The organism is Neisseria meningitidis (assembly GCF_022869645.1).
GTDB lineage: Bacteria > Pseudomonadota > Gammaproteobacteria > Burkholderiales > Neisseriaceae > Neisseria > Neisseria meningitidis.
The window spans coordinates 322,424-343,717 of record NZ_CP064367.1; the positions used below are offsets into that span (position 1 = coordinate 322,424).

General features: G+C 53.1%; 19 protein-coding genes, 1 other RNA gene and 3 pseudogenes. 17 read left to right on the forward strand and 6 right to left on the reverse strand.

Going from position 1 to position 21,294, the window contains the following annotated elements; genetic code table 11:
- The first annotated feature begins 9 nt into the window (after positions 1-9).
- From IUJ45_RS01675 to IUJ45_RS01700, 6 genes and pseudogenes are all read left to right on the forward strand, one after another.
- A complete protein-coding gene (locus IUJ45_RS01675) occupies positions 10-885 on the forward strand; it encodes a DUF3102 domain-containing protein (RefSeq protein ID WP_002246162.1) in 876 nt (291 codons plus the stop codon).
- A pseudogene (locus tag IUJ45_RS11050) lies at positions 878-1,288 on the forward strand (integrase); the annotation flags it as partial. The gene IUJ45_RS01675 and the pseudogene IUJ45_RS11050, both read left to right, overlap by 8 nt.
- Positions 1,197-1,769, forward strand: coding sequence for a site-specific integrase (locus tag IUJ45_RS01685; RefSeq protein ID WP_019273911.1), 573 nt, complete (start codon positions 1,197-1,199; stop codon positions 1,767-1,769). The pseudogene IUJ45_RS11050 and the gene IUJ45_RS01685, both read left to right, overlap by 92 nt.
- Before the next feature lie 79 nt (positions 1,770-1,848).
- Complete coding sequence (locus tag IUJ45_RS01690; protein WP_002234830.1) at positions 1,849-2,052, forward strand: hypothetical protein; 204 nt, start codon at positions 1,849-1,851, stop codon at positions 2,050-2,052.
- A gap of 37 nt (positions 2,053-2,089) precedes the next feature.
- Entirely contained in the window at positions 2,090-2,371 is a 282-nt protein-coding gene (locus tag IUJ45_RS01695) for a hypothetical protein (RefSeq protein ID WP_002213693.1), read from the forward strand.
- Positions 2,372-2,382: 11 nt separating this feature from the next.
- The gene (locus tag IUJ45_RS01700; RefSeq protein ID WP_002239049.1) at positions 2,383-2,586 is read left to right on the forward strand and encodes a hypothetical protein; all 204 of its coding nucleotides are present in this window, start codon (positions 2,383-2,385) and stop codon (positions 2,584-2,586) included.
- A 264-nt stretch (positions 2,587-2,850) separates the two neighbouring features.
- Here IUJ45_RS01700 and IUJ45_RS01705 read toward each other — a convergent pair.
- The 3 genes and pseudogenes from IUJ45_RS01705 to IUJ45_RS01715 form a co-directional block, all read right to left on the reverse strand.
- A pseudogene (locus tag IUJ45_RS01705) lies at positions 2,851-3,735 on the reverse strand (IS5 family transposase).
- A gap of 91 nt (positions 3,736-3,826) precedes the next feature.
- Positions 3,827-4,030 (reverse strand): type II toxin-antitoxin system HicB family antitoxin, encoded by a 204-nt coding sequence (locus IUJ45_RS01710; protein WP_002246160.1) that lies wholly within the window; start codon positions 4,028-4,030, stop codon positions 3,827-3,829.
- Between the two features lie 14 nt (positions 4,031-4,044).
- The gene (locus IUJ45_RS01715) at positions 4,045-4,218 is read right to left on the reverse strand and encodes a type II toxin-antitoxin system HicB family antitoxin (protein WP_010981178.1); all 174 of its coding nucleotides are present in this window, start codon (positions 4,216-4,218) and stop codon (positions 4,045-4,047) included.
- 294 nt (positions 4,219-4,512) lie between these two features.
- Between IUJ45_RS01715 and IUJ45_RS01725 the strand changes: the two genes are divergently transcribed.
- A protein-coding gene (locus IUJ45_RS01725; protein WP_157794828.1) for an IS630 family transposase occupies positions 4,513-5,342 on the forward strand; the annotation gives its coding sequence in 2 pieces (ribosomal slippage) (positions 4,513-4,810 and positions 4,810-5,342; 831 coding nt in all).
- Between the two features lie 141 nt (positions 5,343-5,483).
- On the opposite strand, the gene IUJ45_RS01730 is transcribed toward IUJ45_RS01725, so the two are convergent.
- Positions 5,484-5,819, reverse strand: a complete 336-nt coding sequence (locus tag IUJ45_RS01730) for a hypothetical protein (protein WP_153314002.1) — start codon at positions 5,817-5,819, stop codon at positions 5,484-5,486.
- 1,133 nt (positions 5,820-6,952) lie between these two features.
- Between IUJ45_RS01730 and IUJ45_RS01735 the strand changes: the two genes are divergently transcribed.
- A complete protein-coding gene (locus IUJ45_RS01735) occupies positions 6,953-7,135 on the forward strand; it encodes a hypothetical protein (RefSeq protein WP_002213698.1) in 183 nt (60 codons plus the stop codon).
- Positions 7,136-7,184: 49 nt separating this feature from the next.
- Here IUJ45_RS01735 and IUJ45_RS01740 read toward each other — a convergent pair whose 3' ends face one another.
- Together IUJ45_RS01740 and IUJ45_RS01745 are read right to left on the reverse strand one after the other, a co-directional pair.
- Entirely contained in the window at positions 7,185-8,186 is a 1,002-nt protein-coding gene (locus IUJ45_RS01740; RefSeq protein ID WP_002246154.1) for a tRNA dihydrouridine synthase, read from the reverse strand.
- A 76-nt stretch (positions 8,187-8,262) separates the two neighbouring features.
- The gene (locus tag IUJ45_RS01745; protein WP_002246921.1) at positions 8,263-12,096 is read right to left on the reverse strand and encodes a DUF3683 domain-containing protein; all 3,834 of its coding nucleotides are present in this window, start codon (positions 12,094-12,096) and stop codon (positions 8,263-8,265) included.
- Between the two features lie 260 nt (positions 12,097-12,356).
- Here IUJ45_RS01745 and ffs point away from each other — a divergent pair.
- The 9 genes and pseudogenes from ffs to IUJ45_RS01790 all read left to right on the forward strand — a co-directional run bounded on the left by ffs (position 12,357) and on the right by IUJ45_RS01790 (position 21,224).
- Positions 12,357-12,453, forward strand: an RNA gene (ffs, locus tag IUJ45_RS01750) — signal recognition particle sRNA small type.
- Positions 12,454-12,620: 167 nt separating this feature from the next.
- Entirely contained in the window at positions 12,621-14,312 is a 1,692-nt protein-coding gene (dld, locus tag IUJ45_RS01755; protein ID WP_002246920.1) for a D-lactate dehydrogenase, read from the forward strand.
- Positions 14,313-14,443: 131 nt separating this feature from the next.
- A pseudogene (locus IUJ45_RS01760) lies at positions 14,444-14,551 on the forward strand (IS5/IS1182 family transposase); the annotation flags it as partial.
- A gap of 55 nt (positions 14,552-14,606) precedes the next feature.
- Positions 14,607-14,978, forward strand: a complete 372-nt coding sequence (locus IUJ45_RS01765; RefSeq protein WP_002213703.1) for a DUF2628 domain-containing protein — start codon at positions 14,607-14,609, stop codon at positions 14,976-14,978.
- 154 nt (positions 14,979-15,132) lie between these two features.
- Positions 15,133-15,681, forward strand: a complete 549-nt coding sequence (locus tag IUJ45_RS01770) for a carboxymuconolactone decarboxylase family protein (RefSeq protein ID WP_002236926.1) — start codon at positions 15,133-15,135, stop codon at positions 15,679-15,681.
- Between the two features lie 134 nt (positions 15,682-15,815).
- The gene (locus tag IUJ45_RS01775) at positions 15,816-16,907 is read left to right on the forward strand and encodes an acyl-CoA dehydrogenase family protein (RefSeq protein ID WP_002217325.1); all 1,092 of its coding nucleotides are present in this window, start codon (positions 15,816-15,818) and stop codon (positions 16,905-16,907) included.
- 457 nt (positions 16,908-17,364) lie between these two features.
- The gene (locus IUJ45_RS01780; protein WP_002217326.1) at positions 17,365-17,535 is read left to right on the forward strand and encodes a rubredoxin; all 171 of its coding nucleotides are present in this window, start codon (positions 17,365-17,367) and stop codon (positions 17,533-17,535) included.
- 770 nt (positions 17,536-18,305) lie between these two features.
- Complete coding sequence (gene nhhA / locus IUJ45_RS01785; RefSeq protein WP_002236925.1) at positions 18,306-20,084, forward strand: autotransporter adhesin NhhA; 1,779 nt, start codon at positions 18,306-18,308, stop codon at positions 20,082-20,084.
- A gap of 132 nt (positions 20,085-20,216) precedes the next feature.
- Positions 20,217-21,224, forward strand: a complete 1,008-nt coding sequence (locus IUJ45_RS01790) for an IS5 family transposase (RefSeq protein WP_002249842.1) — start codon at positions 20,217-20,219, stop codon at positions 21,222-21,224.
- Positions 21,225-21,294: the final 70 nt, after the last annotated feature.

Genomic DNA, 21,294 nt, shown 5'->3' on the forward strand with positions numbered 1-21,294 from the left:
AGATAAAAAATGAATACAGAAATTGAAATTATCGCAACCGACAAAGTAAGCAATCAGGCAGCGATGCGCAGTGTGCTGGTGATGGAGCAGTGGGGTAACGGCGAGACTTATAGCGAAGAGCGTTGGGTTGAACGCGGTCGTCAAGCAGTACGGCAGACGATGGAAGGCATGTTCGAACTGGGACGTGCGCTGATTATTTTAAAAGAGCATACGGAACACGGACGGTTTATGGAAATTGTGAAAAGCCAATTTGGGCTGGGTATCGCAGAAACATCACGTCTGATGTCAGCCACTCGCCGCTTTGCGACCCCGCAAATGCAGAAAGCCGCGCCGAAGCTGATGGATTTGGGCAAGTCGAAGCTGCTTGAGCTGCTGGTCGAAGAAGACGTTACGCTGGTGGGTTTGGCCGAAGGGGAAGAAGTCAACGGCATGACCTTTGACGATGTGGACCGAATGACGGTGCGCGAGCTGCGCGTCGCCCTGCGCGAAAGCCGCGAAAACCTCGCCGCCAAAGACGAAGTGATGAAAACCCAAACAGCCAAAATTGATGAGCTGGCCGAGAAGCTGGCTAAGAAGCAAACCGTTGTCAGAGAGCCGAAGGCGGAAGACGTAGGCAGCGAGTTGGCGATGCAGTTAACAAGCCTTGAGGTCGGTATCCGCAGTCAAGTGAGCCGTCTGAAAGATTTGTTCGACCAACTTAATGCGCACAGTGAGGCACACGGGATCAGCCATCAGGCAAAGATGGTCGGCACGCTCAATCAAATTATTTTGGACTGCGAGCAACTGCGCGAAAGCTATGCCCTGCCGACTGAAGCACCGACAGACAATGTGCCGGAATGGTTGGGCGGTGAAACGGGAGAAGGCGATGAATCCGGCAATGATTGAGCGTCTTAAGGCAGTCGAGAATCAGGCGGAAGCAATGGAACGCGGCGCACGCTCTGCATATCTTAAGCAGCAGGCGCAGGAATTGGGCATCAGCCTTGCCACGCTATACCGCAAGCTGGAGGCGGTCAGCGTCAAGCCGACGCGCAAACGGCGCAGCGATGCGGGCAAGACGGAGCTTAAAACGGAAGAAGCCAAATTGATTTCGGCGGTTTTGGTGGAGGCGATGAGGCGCAACGGCAAGCGGTTGATGTCGGTGCGGCAGGCGGTGGAAATGCTGCGCGCCAACGGAAAAATCGAGGCGGCGCGGATTGATGGGGAAACCGGGGAAGTCATCCCGTCCGTCCGCACTGCTTTCCGCCCGCTGGCAAGACATCGACCTCACCGCCCGGTTATGGCACATCCCCGCCGCCGACATGAAGACCAAACACCCCTTTACCGTCCCACTGTCGGACTGGGCGGTAGAAATACTCCGAGAGCTGCACACACAGACCGGCGACAACATCCACCTTTTCCCCGGCATCCGCCCACGGCGCAAACCCGCCCCCCATCCCGACCACATCAGCATCAAATTCGCCCACAACGCCATCCGACGACTGGGCTATGACGGCAGCACCCCCGGCAAATCCAAACACACAATGCACGGATTCCGCCACCTCTTCACCAACATCAGCCTGACCGCCGGAAAAGACACCCTCACAACAGACCTCGCCCTCGGCCACATCAGCCGCGCCGCCCTCCAACGCGCCGGCTTCTCAAGCCTGCACCACTACCTGACCGCCGACAGCTACCGCCTCCAAGAGCGGCGCGAACTCGCCGAATGGTACAGCCGCCGCCACCGCCAAGCATACGAAGCCGCCGCCCAAAACACTTGCAATAAAACCTAAAAGGTATCAATATATACACATGGCAGACATCCTGCCATCCGACAAGCGGCGGCAACCGCCAAAAACGAAAGGAAGTACGATGAACATAATCGAACAAGAAATGAAACACTCCAGTCTGAGAAAAGTAGATGTCGAAATCGCCAAAATCATTGCAGACGCGCACAAAATCAACGCCGAATCCGTAAAAATAGCCCAAGAATCCCGATGGTATCCCATGATGGCGGCCACCGGGCTGGTTACCGCCATCGCCGCCGTGTTGGCACTGATATTCAAATTTGCCTGACCACAAGCCCCGCGAGGGGCTTTATCCCCCGAACAAAATGAACAGAGCCGCACTATTCAACCGCTACCCCGAATGGATTATCGGGCAAGACGGCGCAAGCCGTTTCATTACCCATTGCCGCTATCCCCGCCTGATTGCCAAAATCCACAGGCAGACAGACAGCGAATGCCCGGGCGGGCATTACCGCCATTCCGAAAACGGCATCACCCTTTACGATTTTATTTTTTTCGACGGAAAACCGGCAGACGAAGCCCGATTTGCCGCCGTCCTTACCGAAACCTGCCGCCGGGCAGTCAAAAAAATATGCGAAACAAAATAAACCGCAACGACATGGAACTCGGCTACACACCTTACAACCTGCGCAACCGCTGCAAACTGATACAGGCCGAGTTGGCGCAAATCGTCGGGGTGAAGCACTACATACAGGTAGGCCGCTGGGAAGCCGAACCCGATACCGAAACGCGGCGGGCCGATATGCCGCTGGAAAAATGGCGGCAGTTCCTCGATTGGACAGAAAAAACAAACGCCGTCTGAAACCTTCAGAGTGCGAAGCCTGCCCGCCGGGTACGGCATTTTTTACCCACCCCCAAACCTAAAAGCCCCACGCCGCTTGCCCCCGACCCGCCGCCGCCCCAAAATAAACTCACTCTGAGACCTTTGCAAAATTCCCTTCCCTCCCGACAGCCGAAACCCAAACACAGGTTTTCGGCTGTTTTTGCCCCAAACACCTCCTAATTCTACCCAAATACCCCCTTAATCCTCCCCGGATACCCGATAATCAGGCATCCGGGCTGCCTTTTAGGCGGCAGCGGGCGCACTTAGCCTGTTGGCCGCTTTCAACAGGTTCAAACACATCGCCTTCAGGTGGCTTTGCGCACTCACTTTAATCAGTCCGAAATAGGCTGCCCGCGCATAATGCCGTCTAACAACTGATGTTCTTCCAGATGTTCGGTTTTCCGCACTGTCATAGCCTTTGTCGGCATAGATGGTCGTGCCTTCGGTAATGCCTTCCAGCAAAGGCAACAGGTGGTTGCACTCATGGGTATTGGCTGGGGTGATGTGCAGTTTCTCGATATAGCCTTCCGCATCGGTACGGGTATGTTGTTTGTAACCGAGTCTGTAGAGGCCGTTTTTCTTTGTCCAACGGGCATCGCCGTCTTTACTCGGTGTAGTTTGTCCGCTGACTTGTCCTTTGTTATCGACTTCTATGGCCTGACGCTGTTTGCTGCCGGCGGTCTGAATAATGGTGGCATCAACGACGGCGGCGGATGCTTTCTCTACTTTTAAACCTTTTTCGGTCAGTTGGCGGTTAATCAGTTCCAGCAATTCGGACAGGGTGTCGTCTTGCGCCAGCCGGTTGCGGTAGCGGCATAAGGTGCTGTAATCGGGGATGCTCAGTTCGTCGAAACGGCAAAACAGGTTGAAATCGATGCGGGTAATGAGGCTGTGTTCGAGTTCGGGATCGGAGAGACTGTGCCATTGTCCGAGCAGGACGGCTTTGAACATGGACAACAGCGGGTAGGCGGGACGGCCGCGGTGGTCTCGGAGGTAACGGGTTCTTTGACGGTTCAGGTATTGTTCGATCGGCTGCCAATCAATTACCTGGTCCAACTTCAATAGCGGGAAACGGTCGATGTGTTTGGCAATCATGGCTTGTGCGGTTTGCCGGAAGAAGGTGCTCATGGAAAATCCCCTAAATGGCTTGGTGGGAATTTAGGGGATTTTGGGGAATTTTGCAAAGGTCTCACGCTGTAAAATTGCCGCCGCTCCGCATTCAGACGGCATCGGCAATAAAAAAGCCCGAAAAAATCGGGCTGAAAGTTAAGGCTGCATCGCCTTTAAAGCGGCTTTCGCCAAAAAACCGCTCGGGTTTCATGACGGCGGCAGTGCAGGCATCGACACGGTTGAGGATATGTTGCGGCCAACTGATATTAAACCGTACCTGTCCGGTTAATGCGGCATCGTCCGCTTCAACCATCGTCCACAACACCGCTAGGCATAATCGGGATTGTCCCGATGAACCTTTATGCTTTGCGCCCCAGGAATCGGCAGGTTTTCCTGCAAAAGCCCTTCGAGATGGAACATTGCGGCGGCTTTGGTATCGGCAAGCGCGTCGGCAACCGTATCGCCGACAGGATAGCAGCCCGGCAGATCGGGAATAATCACGCCTCAGTTGCTTTAATCGGGGTCTTGGAACAGCACAGCGGGATAGTAAATCATCGCTTCCTTTCTCGGATATGCGGTATCGGCAAAGTCCAAACGCAACGAAGGGGATTTATAGTGAATTATAATCAATTAAAAACAAAATAGTACAATACTCAACTTTGAAGGTCTAACCATGGCATACTCTGCGGACTTAAGAAACAAAGCTTTAAACTATAGTGGATTAAATTTAAATCAGGACAAGGCGACGAAGCCGCAGACAGTACAAATAGTACGGCAAGGCGAGGCAACACCGTACTGGTTTTTGTTAATCCACTATATTACGAACAATGCAAAAACATCAGCCAAACCGCAGCAACGTTTAACTTGTCAAGAAACACGCTTTACCTGTGGATTCGCCTTAAAAAACAAACAGGCAGCCTAAAACATCAAGTTACCGGTCTAAATGCCGTCAAATCGGATAGGCAAAAACCGGCTCAATATATTGGGCAACACCAGGATGCCTATCTGCATGAAATCGCCAAACATTTTGATTGTACGGCAGCCACCATTTGCTATGCACTCAAACAGATGGGGATAACGCGCAAAAAAAGACCACCACTTACAAAGAACAAGACCCGGCCAAAGTAACGCATTATTTGACACAGCCGGCCGAATTTTCCGACTACCAACGTGTTTATTTGGATGAAACAGGATTTGACCGCTACCTGTTCCGTCCCTATGCCCGCAGCCTGAAAGGGCAAATAGTGAAAGCGCAGATAAGTGGAAAAAGATACCAACGCTTATCTTTGGTGTCCGCACAAGTCGGCAACCGGCTGATTGCTCCAATGGTTTATCAAAATACGATGACCGGAGTCTTTTTTGAAGCGTGGTTTCAGCAATGCCTACTGCCCGCATTGACTCAAAAATCGTTGATTATTTTAGATAATGCGCGATTTTACCGTATGGGTGTCTTACGGGAAATGGCGGAAAAATTGGGACATAAGGTATTGCCTCTTGCACCTTATTCACCTGAGCTCAACCCGATTGAGAAAGTGTGGGCGAATATTAAGCGGTATCTGCGAACCGTTTTGTCTGATTACGCCCGATTTGACGATGCACTACTGTCCTATTTTGATTTTAATTGAATATACAAACCACAGTGGGGCGTGGTCGTTGTAACGCCAAAAACGCAACATCTACAATACACCGAAAGCAATGGGATAGCAATTAAAACCGTACACCGCCGCACCAGTTTCGACAGCTGCCGCGCAACAGCAGGCAAAAAATCACGGTTTGACGTGGAAAGCGGCGCAAATTTCGACAAAACGGTCGAACTGCCGATTGAGGATGGGGATGGGAAAATTGGCGTAGTTGCCGAACCCTCCGGTTCTGGGAAAACCGGTATCGGTAAGGCTCGAGAGCTTTACGCGCCGACTTGTGCGGGCGGCAAGCCGATAGCCGATGAAATCGCGCCTGATAAGGCATTTCACGAAGTAACGGCGGCATTGTCGGCGGCCGGTTTGGGCAGCGTCCCCGTCCGGCTGCGCCCGTACACGCCCCGACATGAAAGAAGCGCGTGCCGCCGGGATGGTCGTATTGCCCGAATGGCAGGGTATCGGCATCGGCACACGGTTTTTAAACACCCCCAGCGAAATGCGGTACCGAGGCGGAAACCGCTATAATAAACCCATGCGGACACTGTTCCACACCCCCACCCCGGGCTTGTCCGTTCCTTGCGGAAAGACCGCAAATGGACGCAGATTTCCGCCGCCCTATACGGACAAAACAAGACCCGATCCGCCGAAGCCGTCACGCGGAGCTTCAAAAAAAACCCCGCTGTAAACGGCAAGAGCAAAGGAGCAGGCGCAGGATACGGCGGACACCTCCGCGCCATACAGGGATTCCGATACCGGGCAGGGACGCTCCGGCCGACAGTTACGGCGCAAATTAAGCGGGAACATCTCAAAAAACAAGCCCGATTGGAAGAATCCGATCGGGCTTGTTTTGCAACTGTTTTGTCATGCCGTGAAATATCCGCATGACAAAATAATGCAAAATTGGGACAAAACGGGCGCGAGGTTACACAAGCCCGTTTGAGAGGAGTATTTATTGAGAACGAACCGTGGGCGCGTTGTTTCAAGAGATATAACAATAGCATACCTTCTTCTACGCAGACCCGCCGTACTGGCAAACCGCAGGGTACGACCACGAATTCGATTGGCTGCAGTATGAGCTGCTGACCAAAGCGATGGCGGAGAGCAAGGGAAAATTCATGCTATCTATCAATGACCATCCTGATATAAGGGAGTTTCAAAGACTTCCGCATCACACAGCCTGAGCTTGCCTATACGGTTGGCAGAGACAAAACCGGTAAAACAAGCGGCGAGCTGATTATATGCAATTGGTAAAACAAAAGGGCAGCTTACAATACGTTTTTCGGCAAAGCAAGGGCATCTGAAAAGTTTTGCAAAATTTTCAGGTGTCCTTTTTTGTTTTCAAAGTGAATGAATGAAATACTACGGTCAGAAGATTTATAGTGAATTAAATTTAAACCGATACAGCGTTGGCTCGCCTTAGCTCAAAGAGAACGATTCTCTAAGGTGCTGAAGCACCAAGTGAATCGGTTCCGTACTATTTGTACTGTCTTCGGCTCGCCGCCTTGTCCTTATTTAAATTTAATTCACTATATTTGCCCGTGCGTTTGTGATAAATTCGGCACTGTATTTGATATGATTTTAACAAATCGGGAGGGGCAATGTTTTGGTATGTAATCGGCTTTTGCGCCTTTGTCGTCGCGCTGCTGTCGCTGTGGGTCAATGCCGGCGCGTTCGGTATGCAGGAAGACGATACCCCGCAATCGGATTATGAAAGGCGTTTGGGTTTGGGGGCGAAACTGAAAAACAAAAATACGCCGAAATCAGGGGAAAAACGGCAATAAAGACAGCAAATGCTTTCAGCCGGCATTTGCTTTGAAGCATGGGAGACAGTCAAACATTTATCTCATGCTCAAATGCGTTCAGGATTCGGCGGACTTCATCCGCATCCTTAACCGTTCGGACGCGGTCAAACAGCGTTTGCGCCGGGTCGAACGTTTTTTTCATCATGCCCAACCATTGCTTAAGACGGGCGATCGGGTATTTATTGTTTGCCTCTTTTGTCAGGCACAGCTCGAAAAACTGCCGTATCCATTTAGAAACTTCGGCAAAATCCGTGTCTTTGACCGGCCCGCCGTTCTCGTATTGCTTGATTTGCCGCGCCAAATCGGGGCGGATGACCGCGCCGCGCCCCAGCATGACGCTGTTGCAGCCGCTGATTGTTTTGATGCCGATATAGTCCTGCAGGCTGAAGACATCGCCGTTGGCGGTAACTGGGATATCGACGCTGTCTCGGATTTTCCTTATCCATTCCCAATGCGCCGGCGGTTCGTAACCCTCGGCTTTGGTACGCGCGTGTACGGTCAGTCCGCACGCGCCCCCTTCGGCAATCGCACAGGCGCATTCCAAAGCAGGGCTTTTGTCTTCATAGCCGAGCCGCATTTTTGCGGTGAGCGGAATATGTGCGGGCAAACGTTCGCGCAGCGTTTTGACGATGTGGAATATCAGTTCCGGTTCTTTCAGAAGAATTGCGCCGCCTTTGTGCCTGTTGACGGTGGGCGCGGGGCAGCCGAAGTTCAAATCGATTTTGTCCGCACCGAAGCGGACGGCTTCCAGCGCATTCGCCGCCATATTGTCCGCATCGCTGCCCAGAAGTTGGACGGTGCAGGGCGTGCCGGAAAACGTTTTGTTTCCGTTGGCGATTTCGGGGACGTATTTTAACCATGTGGCGCGGGAATGCACGGTATGGGTAATGCGTACAAATTCGCTGACGCATTCGTCGTAGCCGCCAATACGCGTCAGCAGGTCGCGCATCACGTCATCGACCAGACCCTGCATAGGGGCAAGGATGATTCGGGTTTTTTGTTTGGGTTCGGTTGTTTGTCCGTCAATCATGATTCGGGTAGGTATTTGATTCAAACAATGCCGTCTGAAGGCTTTCGGCGTTCAGACGGCATTTCCGTGTCCGTTGTTACAGCAATACTTTTTCCACGCCGCCGTTGTTGGCTTTTTTCACAAACTCGTCTAGCCAGTTTTCGCCGAGGATGTGTTTCGCCATTTCGATGACGATGTAGTCGGCAGGCATATTGTTGTCGTCGGTGTAGCGGCTCAAGCCTTGCAGGCAGGCTGGGCAGGAAGTAAGCATTTTGACGGGTTCACCCTGCGGCAGCTCTTTGAGGTTTTTCTCGATTTCCTCTTGTTTGCGGAATTTGACTTGGGTGGCGATATCGGGTCGTTTGACGGCGAACATGCCAGATTCGCCGCAGCAGCGGTCGCTTAAGACGACTTTCTGCCCCATCAGGCTGCTGGCCATTTGGGTGGCGTTCATGGTTTTGATGGGCGTGTGGCAAGGATCGTGGTAGAGGTATTGCTGACCTTTTACGCCGTTTAGTTTCACGCCTTTTTCGAGCAGATATTCGTGGATGTCGATGATGCGGCAGCCAGGGAAGATTTCTTCAAAGCGGTATTTTTCGAGCTGGTCGTAACAAGTGCCGCAACTGACGACGACGGTTTTGATGTCGAGGTAGTTGAGGGTGTTCGCCATTCGATGGAAGGCGACGCGGTTGTTGGTGCTCATTTCTTCGGCTTTTGCCTTGTTGCCGCCCGCGTCTTGCGGATAGCCGCAACACATATAGCCCGGCGGCAGGACGGTTTGTACGCCGACGTGCCAGAGCATGGCTTGAACGGCAAGTCCGATTTGGCTGAACAGGCGTTCCGAACCGCAACCCGGGAAGTAGAACACGGCTTCGGCATCTTCGGGCGCGGCGGGGTTGCGGATGATGGGGATGCTTTTGCCGTCTTCGATGCCCAATAAGGAGCGCGGTGTTTTAGCGGGTACGCTTTTGGGCAGTGGGCGGTTGATGAAATGGATAACCTGTTCTTTAATCGGGGCTTTGCCGACGGTTGCCTTGGGTTCGGCTTTTTGCTTTTTCGTGCCGATCGGAAGAAGCTTGCCGATTTTGTAGGCAAAGTTTTGCGCGGGGAAGCCGGTTTGTATCATGGCGGCGCGAAGGGCTTTGATGGTTTTCGGGCCGGTGGCGTTCAAAAACGCCATACCCATAGCTGCGGCAGGCGCAAATCGTTTGTGGCCGGAATCGGCAAGGTAGTTGCGGACGGCTACGGTTACGTCGCCGAAGTCGATGTTGACGGGGCAGGGTTTGACGCAGCGGTGGCACACGGTGCAGTGGTCGCCGATGTCCATGAGTTCTTCAAAGTGTTTGATGGAAACGCCGCGACGGGTTTGTTCTTCGTATAAGAAGGCCTCGGTCAGCAAACCCACGCCGAGGATTTTGTTGCGGGGGCTGTACAGCAGGTTGGCACGCGGAACGTGGGTGGAGCAGACGGGTTTGCATTTGCCGCAGCGCAGGCAGTCTTTGACGGAATCGGCAATCGTGCCGAGGTCTGATTTTTCCATAATCAGCGATTCCGCGCCCAAAAGCTCGAAAGACGGCGTGTAGGCGTTGCGTAAGTCCGAGCCTTTCATCAGTTTGTGACGGTTGAAGGTGTGTTTGGGATCGACTTGGTTTTTGTAGTCCCAAAACGGCTGCATTTCTTCGTCGCTTAAAAATTCGAGCTTGGTGATGCCGATGCCGTGTTCGCCCGAAATCACGCCTCCGAGCGAACGGGCGATTTTCATAATGCGTTCGACTGAGCGGTATGCCGTCTGAAGCATTTCGGCATCGTCTGAGTTAACCGGAATATTGGTGTGAACGTTACCGTCGCCGGCGTGCATATGCAGGGCGACAAAGACGCGGCTGCGTACGGTTTTTGCGTGGATTTTTCCCAAGCCTTGGATAATTTTGGTGTCGGTTTTGCCGCTGAAGATTTCAGAAAGCGGCTTCATTACGTCCGCTTTGACAGACACGCGCAGGCGGAAATCGCGGAATGCGGTAAAGCAGCTTTCATTGTCTTTGGCTTCGGGCGCGGCGTGGACGGCTGAGCCATAGCGTGCTTTATAGTCGGCAAGCGGCGCGTCCAAGTTGGCAAGCAGCCATTCCCAACGCGCTTTGACGGCGGAAACGTGGGCAAGGGCGTGTTTGCCGCGTTCGCCCAACAGTTCGGCGGTCGGCAGGTCTGTTCCCATTTTGTCGATGGGGAGTTTGCCCGAAAGATATTGCTCCAATGCGGCACAGAGTTTGAGTTTGTTTTGGATGGAAAGCTCGATGTTGATGCGTTCGATGCCGTCTGAATACTCGCCGAGCCTTTCGAGTGGGATGACCACGTCTTCGTTAATTTTAAAGGCGTTGGTGTGCTTGGCGATGGCGGCGGTGCGGCTGCGGTCGAGCCAGAAGGTTTTGCGCGCTTCGGGCGATACGGCGATAAAGCCTTCGCCGTCGCGGGCGCGGGCAAGTTCACAGATGTGCTCGGCGGCTGCCTCTACGGCGGCTTCGTCGTCTGAAACCACGTCTGCCAGCAAGACCATTTTCGGTCGTCCCTTGCCCGCCGCTTTGGTGGCGTAGCCGACGGCGCGGACGTAACGCCAGTCTAAATGTTCCAAACCTGCCAGCCGAACGCTGTCGTGGGCGAGCAGGAAATCGCGGATTTCAACGATAGAAGGCGTGGCGGTGGCGACCGTGCCGAAAAACTCCATACACACGGTGCGCGTGTATTTCGGCATTTTGTGCAACACGAAGGCGACGCCGGTGATGATGCCGTCTGTACCTTCTTTTTGCACGCCGGGCAGGCCGCTCAAGAATTTGTCGGTAACGTCTTTGCCCAAACCGACTTTGCGGAATTTGTGGCCGGGGATTTCCAAGCGTTCGGTCTTAACGATGTTGATGCCGTCTGAATCCAGCGTGTGAACGTCGAACACGGCGGTTTCTTCATCGTGGATTTTGCCGAAATTGTGGCGCACACGTTCGATACGCAACCATTCGCCCTGCGGGTTGACCATCTGCCAGTAGGCGAGGTTGTCCAACGCCGTCCCCCACAACACGGCTTTTTTACCGCCTGCGTTCATCGCCACATTACCGCCCACGCAGGACGCATCGGCGGAAGTCGGATCGACGGCGAACACCAAACCTGCCTGATGCGCGGTTTCTTCCACCCGCCGCGTAACCACGCCCGCGCCGCACCGGATAATCGGATGCTTGCCGTCCAATCCTGCCAGTTCGACAAATTCGACACCGCGATGCTTGTCGAGTTTTTCGGTATTGATGACTGCGCTCATTGCGTCCAAAGGAATCGCGCCGCCGGTATAACCCGTGCCGCCGCCGCGCGGAATAATGACCAAATCCAGCTCGATTAAGGCGCGCACCAAAGGCGCGACTTCCGCCTCAGTGTCGGGATTGACGACGACAAACGGATACTCCACGCGCCAGTCGGTCGCATCAGTAACGTGCGTTACCCGCGCCAATCCGTCAAACATGATATTGTGCGGTTTGGTAATTTTGCTTAAGCGTTCCAAAATCTGATGGCGTTTTTGGCTGGTTTCATCAAAACTGCTATCAAAACGCTCGACTGCTTTTTCTGCTGCGGCAACCAAGACATCCACTTGCCGATTATCGTCGCGGCGTTTGCGGATTTCGTTCAACCTGTGGCGCATTTCGCGTACCAGCGCGGCGCGGCGTTTCGGATGTTCCAACAAGTCATCGACCAGATACGGATTGCGCACGACCACCCAAATATCGCCCAATACTTCAAACAGCATTCGTGCTGAACGCCCGGTTTTACGCTGTCCGCGCAGGTCTTGCAGGATTTGCCACGCTTCGTCGCCCAATAATCGGATGACGATTTCGCGGTCGGTGTAGGAAGTATAGTTATAGGGAATTTCCCGAATACGCTGCGGGGCGGTAGTCGTGGTCATGGTGTGTCCGTGTTTGGCAATTTTTATTTGAATGCCGTCTGAAAAGTCGGTTTCAGGCGGGTTTGAAAAGGCGATAATGTAGTTCAATTTTTGATATTTTTCAATGCCGAAACAGGAAATACCCTTATAGAAACAAAATAACGCTTTGAGAAATTGTTGACAATATTATCAAATATAAATTTTAGGTGGTGTTTCCGGCGTATGACCGTATCAAAACGGTTGAGTTTTTCAGAAAACCCGTTATAATGCCGTTTCTCTGAGGCGGGTCTCCCCGCATGGCAAATCGGAACACCGGGTCAGGGGCGGAAGCCAGCAGCCCACTCCGGTGCGCCAGTGCCGGGGGTTTGGCCCGCCGCCCTATTTGAAACGCCGGAGCTTCGATGTTCCGGCGTTCTCGTACCGCGCCGATGCCGTCTGAAAGCCGTTCAGACGGCATTTTCTTTACTTTGCCATAACGTATAACTACAATGGGAAAACAATTTCAATGTGCATATGCACCTGCCGACAATTTTAAGGAAACTGCCATGAGCGCATCACAATTACTGTCAAGACTGACCCAAACCGTAGGCGAAAAATACATCATCACCGACCCCGCGAAGACCGAACAATACCGCCAAGGCTACCGCTTCGGCGAGGGCAGGGCGTTGGCGGTGGTGCGCCCCGGAACCATTCTGGAAATGTGGAAAATTCTGCAGGCCTGCGTCGAAGCGGACGTGATTGTGATTACGCAGGCGGCGAATACCGGTTTGACGGGCGGCTCGACCCCCGACGGCAACGATTACGACCGCGACATCGTGATTGTGAACACCATGCGGATGAACATCATCCAAACCATCAACAACAACGAACAAGTCGTCTGCCTGCCCGGCTCGACCCTGAACCAGCTTGAATTGCTGCTGAAACCTTTGGGGCGCGAACCGCATTCGGTTATCGGCTCTTCCTGCATCGGTGCGTCCGTCTTGGGCGGCGTGTGCAACAACTCCGGCGGCGCATTGGTGCAGCGCGGCCCGGCCTACACCGAAATGGCACTGTTCGCCCAAATCAACGAAGAAGGCAGGTTGGAACTGGTCAACCACTTGGGTATAGACTTGGGCGACACGCCCGAAGAAATCCTGACCAACCTGCAAGGTCATCATTATCAAAACAAAGACATCAAACAAGACGCGGGCAAAGGGCACGACCACGCCTATTGCGAACACGTCCGCCAAGTGGACGAACCGACCGCCGCGCGTTTCAATGCCGACCCCGCCCGCCATTACGAAGCCTCGGGCTGCGCGGGCAAACTGATGGTTTTTGCCGTCCGTTTGGACACCTTCCCGCAAGAAAAACAAACCGCCGTGTTCTACATCGGCACGAACGACATCAACGAGCTGACCGACATCCGCCGCGCCGCCTTGGGCGAATTTGAAAGCCTGCCTGTTTCCGGCGAATACATCCACCGCCACGCTTTCGACATTGCCGACGTGTACGGCAAAGACACGTTTTACGTCATCAAAAAATTCGGTACGCACCAACTGCCGAAATTATTTGACTTGAAGGCGCGCGTGGACAGGTTCGGCAAAAAAGCCAGCTTCCTGCCCAAACATTTTTCCGACAAGGCCATGCAGTTCGTCAGCAAATACCTGCCCGACCACCTGCCCAAATCCATGCGCGATTACCGCGACAAATACGAACACCACCTGATTCTGAAAATAGGCGGGAAAGGCGTGGATGAGGCGCGCGCGTTCTTAAAAGAATATTTTGCACACCACAGCGGCGCGTTTTTCGAGTGCAACGCCGAAGAAACCCAAGCCGCGATGCTGCACCGTTTCGCCGTCGCCTCCGCCGCCATCCGCTACCGCGCCGTGCATGATGACGAAGTGGAAGACTTGGTCGCGCTCGACATCGCCCTGCGCCGCGACGATCGCGACTGGTTTGAAAAACTGCCGTCGGAAATCGACAATAAAATCATCCATAAACTCTACTATGGACATTTCATGTGCCACGTTTTCCATCAGGATTACATCATCAAAAAAGGCAACGACTGCATGGCGTTGGAACACGAAATGCTGCATCTTTTAGACCAACGCGGCGCGCAATATCCCGCCGAACACAACGTCGGTCATTTGTATGAAGCCAAACCCGCGCTCAAACAGTTTTACCGCAAACTTGACCCGACCAACAGCTTCAACCCGGGCGTAGGCAAAACCAGCAAAAAGAAAAACTGGGCGGAATAAGCGCGTCCGCTTTGAAGGCAGGCAATGCCGTCTGAAGGCAAAACGCCGTTCAGACGGCATTGTCGGGTTTGAAGTTCCCCGTCGGGTAATCGCTTTCAAACCGTATGCCGACACACGGGCGCGCCCCTCCCAAATATAGTGGATTAAATTTAAATCAGGACAAGGCAACGAAGCCGCAGACAGTACAGATAGTACGGCAAGGCGAGGTAACGCCGTACTGGTTTAAATTTAATCCACTATAAAGTCTGATCCTACCTTCCCAAAGGGCAGGGTTTCAACCGAAAAGGAAACACGATGAAACCATACAAAATCTACACCCATCCCGCCCTGCCGCCCCAAGCCGTCAAACAAGGCTGGTCATGGCCGGGGCTCTTGTTCGGCACGCTGTGGGCGTGTTTCAAAAGAATGTGGGGTTTGGGGCTGGGGCTGACGGGCGCGATATTCGTGCTGGCTGTGTTTGCCCAACTGGTTTACGGCGACACGCCCGCCACAGACTCGGCGTTTAACGTATTGGGCTTGGCGGTTTCCGTCTGGTTCGGCGCAAAGGGCAACAGCCTTTATGCACGCCACCTTTTATCGCGCGGCTATACCGAATTGCCCGAAACGGTTGAGGCAGCCAATCCCCAAGCCGCATTGGCGCAATATTTCGGGCGCGGGGGCCGATAAGCGCGTTTTCTTTTCCATCGTGCCGTCTGAAAAATGTTCAGACGGCATTTCTTATAACCTTTCGTTTGCAGCACATAACCAATCAGTCTTTCCTATTCCGTTCCGAAATGCATACCATGCGCCCGTACCCAATATTTGCGAACAAGGAAAGAAAATGGCACGTTTAACCGTACACACCCTCGAAACCGCCCCCGAAGCCGCCAAAGCGCGCGTCGAGGCGGTACTTCAAAACAACGGCTTTATCCCCAACCTTATCGGCGTATTATCAAACGCCCCCGAAGCCTTGGCGTTTTACCAAGAAGTCGGCAAGCTCAACGCCGCCAACAGCCTGACCGCCGGCGAAGTCGAAGTAATCCAGATTATTGCCGCCCGCACCAACCAATGCGGCTTCTGCGTGGCAGGGCACACCAAACTCGCAACCCTGAAAAAACTCCTTTCCGAACAATCCGTCAAAGCCGCGCGCGCTTTGGCGGCAGGCGAATTTGACGATGCTAAACTCGGCGCGCTCGCCGCCTTTACCCAAGCCGTAATGGCAAAAAAAGGCGCGGTATCCGACGAGGAACTCAAAGCATTTTTTGATGCGGGCTACAACCAGCAGCAGGCAGTCGAAGTCGTGATGGGCGTAGCCTTGGCAACTTTGTGCAACTACGTCAACAACCTCGGACAAACCGAAATCAACCCCGAATTGCAGGCTTACGCCTGATACGGCAAACCGCCCGAATATCGGGCGGTTTTTCAAAAACACCCCCTCAAACAAAAACAAGCCGCCTAAGCGGCAGGGAAGCAGCCGCGCATCAGGCGCGCCCCCGATTTCCCCGCAAACCTTAAGGAACAAAGATGAACGCCCAAACCCTGATTGCCAACGTTGCCGAATTCGTCAAAACCAAGCTCAAACCCATAGTGGACGACATCGACCGCAAAGGATACTACCCCGAAGCATTTATGCGCGAACTCGGCGCAATCGGTGGATTCGGCGCAGTCGGTACAGAAGCCGAAGGCGGCAACGGCTTGGGTTTGGCAACGCAAATCGCCGTATTGCGCGAAATCGGCAAAGAATGCGGCGCAACCTCTTTCAGTGCGTGGTGTCAGGCGGCTTGCGCGTGGTATCTGCACCAAACGCCCAACCGGGCCGTCAAAGACAAATACCTTGCCGACATCCTGCAAGGCAAAGTATTGGCGGGTACGGGCATGTCCAATACCGTCAAACACCTTGCCGACATCGAAAAACACAACCTCCAAGCCGAGCGCGTGGAGGGCGGCTACACAGTCAACGGCGCGCTGCCGTGGGTGTCCAACATCGGCGAAGACCACATTTGGGCGAATACCGCCCAAATCGGCGGCGGCTACGTCATGTTCATCACAGGCGGACAATGGGAAGGCGTAAGCCTGCAAAACTGCCCCGAATTTTGCGCCCTCGAAGGCACGCGCACCTTCAGCCTGAACTTCAAAGACGTATTTATCCCCGACGAAGACATCATCGCCGCGCCCGAACAGTTTGCCGACTACATCCAAAGCATCAAAGCAGGCTTTATCCTCCTGCAAATCGGCATCGGCGCGGGCGTGATAGACGGCAGCCTCGGCATCATCCGCCTCGCCAACGTCGTCAACGCCGAAGTCAACCGCTATCTCGACGACGGCTACGACAGCCTCAAAACAAGGCTGGACGGCGCGTGGGCAGAAACCGAACGGCTCGCCGGATTGGCTTGGAGCGGCACGCCCGACAACCTTACCACCCTCAAGCTGCGCGAAGCCGCCGCCGTACTGACACTTGCCGCCGCCCAATCCGCCGCCCTGCATTCCGGCGCAAAAGGCTACCTGATGCGGAGTCCCGCCCAAAGGCGCGTCCGCGAAGCAATGTTTGTCGCCATCGTAACTCCCGCGATCAAACACCTCCGCAAAGAAATAGCGGCAATCGAAGCCGCAAAATAAACAGGCGGAAAAAACCGAAACCCCCATCGCGTCATTCCCGCGAAAGCGGGAATCCAGCCCCCAACGTAACAGGAATCCATCGGAAAAAACAGAAACCCTCAAACCGTCATTCCCGCAAAAGCGGGAATCCAGCCCCCCCTAACGCAACAGGAATTCATCGAAAAAACCGAAACCTCCAAACCGTCATTCCCACGGAAGTGGGAATCCAGTAATCGAAAAACCACAGGAATCTATCGAAAAAAAACCAACCCCAAAAAAACCGGGCGGATACCGCACCATTCTCCCAAACCCTGATTTATAGCGGATGAACAAAAATCAGGGCAAGGCGGCGAAGCCGCAGACAGTACAAATAGTACGGGTGCTTCAGTACTTTAGAGAATCGTTCTCTTCGAGCTAAGGCGAGGCAACGCCGTACCGGTTTTTGTTAACCCACTATACAAAAAACAAGGAAACACAAATGGCGCAATATATGTGCGGCCCCTGCGGCTGGATTTACGATGAAGAACACGGCGACCCCGAACACGGCATCGCCCCCGGGACAAAGTTTGAAGACATCCCCGACGACTGGAAATGCCCCGAATGCGGCGTGGGCAAAGAAGATTTCTACCTGTTGGATTTCGTGATATAGCGGCAGCCGCACCCTTAGGGAAAACCCCGTCATCCGGCGTTCCGCCTGCGGCGGCAGGGAACACCGTTTTATAGTGGATTAACAAAAATCAGGACAAGGCGACGAAGCCGCAGACAGTACAAATAGTACGGAACCGATTCACTTGGTGCTTGAGCACCTTAGAGAATCGTTCTCTTTGAGCTAAGGCGAGCCAACGCTGTACTGGTTTTTGTTAATCCACTATATCCGTTTGCGCCCGCCAAGCCGTGTTGCACAGATGCGACACGGCTTTTTTCTTTCTGTTGTCCAAATGTAAATTTTCGTCAAAAAACATCAAAAATCACCCCCCCCCGAATTTGCGTAAAATAAAGTGTAATCCCTTTGATTATAAGGGAATGTTGACAATTAGATCGATTCTCCTAGGCTGACTTTCGCAATAAATGGGGTTGTCAATAATTGTGTATGGTCGTTTGCCGTCCGGCGGCCGTCATTCCCGCGCAGGCGGGAATCCAGCAACACAACGCAGCAGGACTTTATCGGAAAAAACCGAAACCCCACCGACCGTCATTCCCGCAAAAGCGGGAATCCAGACCCGTCGGCACGGAAACTTACCGGATAAAACAGTTTCCTTAGATTCCACGTCCCAGATTCCCGCCTTCGCGGGAATGACGAGATTTTAAGTTGGGGGAATTTATCAGAAAACCCCCAACCCCCAAAAACCGGGCGGATGCCGCACCATCCGCCCCCAAACCCCGATTTAACCATTCAAACAAACCAAAAGAAAAAACAAAATGAACAAAATATACCGCATCATTTGGAATAGTGCCCTCAATGCCTGGGTCGCCGTATCCGAGCTCACACGCAACCACACCAAACGCGCCTCCGCAACCGTGAAGACCGCCGTATTGGCGACACTGTTGTTTGCAACGGTTCAGGCGAATGCTACCGATGAAGATGAAGAAGAAGAGTTAGAATCCGTACAACGCTCTGTCGTAGGGAGCATTCAAGCCAGTATGGAAGGCAGCGGCGAATTGGAAACGATATCATTATCAATGACTAACGACAGCAAGGAATTTGTAGACCCATACATAGTAGTTACCCTCAAAGCCGGCGACAACCTGAAAATCAAACAAAACACCAATGAAAACACCAATGCCAGTAGCTTCACCTACTCGCTGAAAAAAGACCTCACAGGCCTGATCAATGTTGAAACTGAAAAATTATCGTTTGGCGCAAACGGCAAGAAAGTCAACATCATAAGCGACACCAAAGGCTTGAATTTCGCGAAAGAAACGGCTGGGACGAACGGCGACACCACGGTTCATCTGAACGGTATCGGTTCGACTTTGACCGATACGCTTGCGGGTTCTTCTGCTTCTCACGTTGATGCGGGTAACCAAAGTACACATTACACTCGTGCAGCAAGTATTAAGGATGTGTTGAATGCGGGTTGGAATATTAAGGGTGTTAAAACTGGCTCAACAACTGGTCAATCAGAAAATGTCGATTTCGTCCGCACTTACGACACAGTCGAGTTCTTGAGCGCAGATACGAAAACAACGACTGTTAATGTGGAAAGCAAAGACAACGGCAAGAGAACCGAAGTTAAAATCGGTGCGAAGACTTCTGTTATTAAAGAAAAAGACGGTAAGTTGGTTACTGGTAAAGGCAAAGGCGAGAATGGTTCTTCTACAGACGAAGGCGAAGGCTTAGTGACTGCAAAAGAAGTGATTGATGCAGTAAACAAGGCTGGTTGGAGAATGAAAACAACAACCGCTAATGGTCAAACAGGTCAAGCTGACAAGTTTGAAACCGTTACATCAGGCACAAATGTAACCTTTGCTAGTGGTAAAGGTACAACTGCGACTGTAAGTAAAGATGATCAAGGCAACATCACTGTTATGTATGATGTAAATGTCGGCGATGCCCTAAACGTCAATCAGCTGCAAAACAGCGGTTGGAATTTGGATTCCAAAGCGGTTGCAGGTTCTTCGGGCAAAGTCATCAGCGGCAATGTTTCGCCGAGCAAGGGAAAGATGGATGAAACCGTCAACATTAATGCCGGCAACAACATCGAGATTAGCCGCAACGGTAAAAATATCGACATCGCCACTTCGATGGCGCCGCAGTTTTCCAGCGTTTCGCTCGGCGCGGGGGCAGATGCGCCCACTTTAAGCGTGGATGACGAGGGCGCGTTGAATGTCGGCAGCAAGGATGCCAACAAACCCGTCCGCATTACCAATGTCGCCCCGGGCGTTAAAGAGGGGGATGTTACAAACGTCGCACAACTTAAAGGCGTGGCGCAAAACTTGAACAACCGCATCGACAATGTGGACGGCAACGCGCGTGCGGGCATCGCCCAAGCGATTGCAACCGCAGGTCTGGTTCAGGCGTATCTGCCCGGCAAGAGTATGATGGCGATCGGCGGCGGCACTTATCGCGGCGAAGCCGGTTACGCCATCGGCTACTCCAGTATTTCCGACGGCGGAAATTGGATTATCAAAGGCACGGCTTCCGGCAATTCGCGCGGCCATTTCGGTGCTTCCGCATCTGTCGGTTATCAGTGGTAAGGGCTTTTTCGCCTGTCTGCTGTTGGGACAGGCGGAAGGTTTGAAGGGAAGGGTGGCGATTTGCCGCCTGAGACCTTTGCAAAATCCCCCAAAATCCCCTAAATTCCCACCAAGACATTTAGGGGATTTCTCATGAGCACCTTCTTTCAACAAACCGCACAAGCCATGATTGCCAAACACATCGACCGTTTCCCGCTATTGAAGTTGGATCAAGTGATTGATTGGCAGCCGATCGAACAATACCTGAACCGTCAAAAAACCCGTTACCTTCGAGACCACCGCGGCCGTCCCGCCTATCCGCTGCTGTCCATGTTCAAAGCCGTCCTGCTCGGACAATGGCACAGCCTCTCCGATCCCGAACTCGAACACAGCCTCATCACCCGCATCGACTTCAACCTGTTTTGCCGCTTTGACGAACTGAGCATCCCCGATTACAGCACCTTATGCCGTTACCGCAACTGGCTGGCGCAAGACGACACCCTGTCCGAACTGTTGGAACTGATTAACCGCCAACTGACCGAAAAAGGCTTAAAAGTAGAGAAAGCATCCGCCGCCGTCATTGACGCCACCATTATTCAGACCGCCGGCAGCAAACAGCGTCAGGCCATAGAAGTTGACGAAGAAGGACAAATCAGCGGCCAAACCACACCGAGTAAGGACAGCGATGCCCGTTGGATCAAGAAAAACGGCCTCTACAAACTCGGTTACAAACAACATACCCGTACCGATGCAGAAGGCTATATCGAGAAACTGCACATCACCCCCGCCAATGCCCATGAGTGCAAACACCTGTCGCCGTTGTTGGAAGGTCTGCCCAAAGGTACGACCGTCTATGCCGACAAAGGCTATGACAGTGCGGAAAACCGGCAACATCTGAAAGAACATCGGCTGCAGGACGGCATTATGCGCAAAGCCTGCCGCAACCGTCCGCTGTCGGAAGCGCAAACCAAACGCAACCGATATTTGTCGAAGACCCGTTATGTGGTCGAACAAAGCTTCGGTACGCTGCACCGTAAATTCCGCTATGCGCGGGCAGCCTATTTCGGGCTGATTAAAGTGAGTGCGCAAAGCCACCTGAAGGCGATGTGTTTGAACCTGTTGAAAGCCGCCAACAGGTTAAGTGCGCCCGCTGCCGCCTAAAAGGCAGCCCGGATGCCTGATTATCGGGTATCCGGGGAGGATTAAGGGGATATTTGGGTAAAATTAGGAG

What these genes read in the sequence shown, in the direction of transcription:
- IUJ45_RS01675 (WP_002246162.1), top strand. Translation starts at nt 10, where the DNA reads ATGAATACAGAAATTGAAATTATCGCAACCGACAAAGTAAGCAATCAG.
- IUJ45_RS01685 (WP_019273911.1), top strand. Translation starts at nt 1,197, where the DNA reads ATGGGGAAACCGGGGAAGTCATCCCGTCCGTCCGCACTGCTTTCCGCC.
- IUJ45_RS01690 (WP_002234830.1), top strand. Translation starts at nt 1,849, where the DNA reads ATGAACATAATCGAACAAGAAATGAAACACTCCAGTCTGAGAAAAGTA.
- IUJ45_RS01695 (WP_002213693.1), top strand. Translation starts at nt 2,090, where the DNA reads ATGAACAGAGCCGCACTATTCAACCGCTACCCCGAATGGATTATCGGG.
- IUJ45_RS01700 (WP_002239049.1), top strand. Translation starts at nt 2,383, where the DNA reads ATGGAACTCGGCTACACACCTTACAACCTGCGCAACCGCTGCAAACTG.
- IUJ45_RS01710 (WP_002246160.1), bottom strand. Translation starts at nt 4,030, where the DNA reads ATGGTTGAAGCGGACGATGCCGCATTAACCGGACAGGTACGGTTTAAT.
- IUJ45_RS01730 (WP_153314002.1), bottom strand. Translation starts at nt 5,819, where the DNA reads ATGCCGATACCCTGCCATTCGGGCAATACGACCATCCCGGCGGCACGC.
- IUJ45_RS01735 (WP_002213698.1), top strand. Translation starts at nt 6,953, where the DNA reads ATGTTTTGGTATGTAATCGGCTTTTGCGCCTTTGTCGTCGCGCTGCTG.
- IUJ45_RS01740 (WP_002246154.1), bottom strand. Translation starts at nt 8,186, where the DNA reads ATGATTGACGGACAAACAACCGAACCCAAACAAAAAACCCGAATCATC.
- IUJ45_RS01745 (WP_002246921.1), bottom strand. Translation starts at nt 12,096, where the DNA reads ATGACCACGACTACCGCCCCGCAGCGTATTCGGGAAATTCCCTATAAC.
- dld (WP_002246920.1), top strand. Translation starts at nt 12,621, where the DNA reads ATGAGCGCATCACAATTACTGTCAAGACTGACCCAAACCGTAGGCGAA.
- IUJ45_RS01765 (WP_002213703.1), top strand. Translation starts at nt 14,607, where the DNA reads ATGAAACCATACAAAATCTACACCCATCCCGCCCTGCCGCCCCAAGCC.
- IUJ45_RS01770 (WP_002236926.1), top strand. Translation starts at nt 15,133, where the DNA reads ATGGCACGTTTAACCGTACACACCCTCGAAACCGCCCCCGAAGCCGCC.
- IUJ45_RS01775 (WP_002217325.1), top strand. Translation starts at nt 15,816, where the DNA reads ATGAACGCCCAAACCCTGATTGCCAACGTTGCCGAATTCGTCAAAACC.
- IUJ45_RS01780 (WP_002217326.1), top strand. Translation starts at nt 17,365, where the DNA reads ATGGCGCAATATATGTGCGGCCCCTGCGGCTGGATTTACGATGAAGAA.
- nhhA (WP_002236925.1), top strand. Translation starts at nt 18,306, where the DNA reads ATGAACAAAATATACCGCATCATTTGGAATAGTGCCCTCAATGCCTGG.
- IUJ45_RS01790 (WP_002249842.1), top strand. Translation starts at nt 20,217, where the DNA reads ATGAGCACCTTCTTTCAACAAACCGCACAAGCCATGATTGCCAAACAC.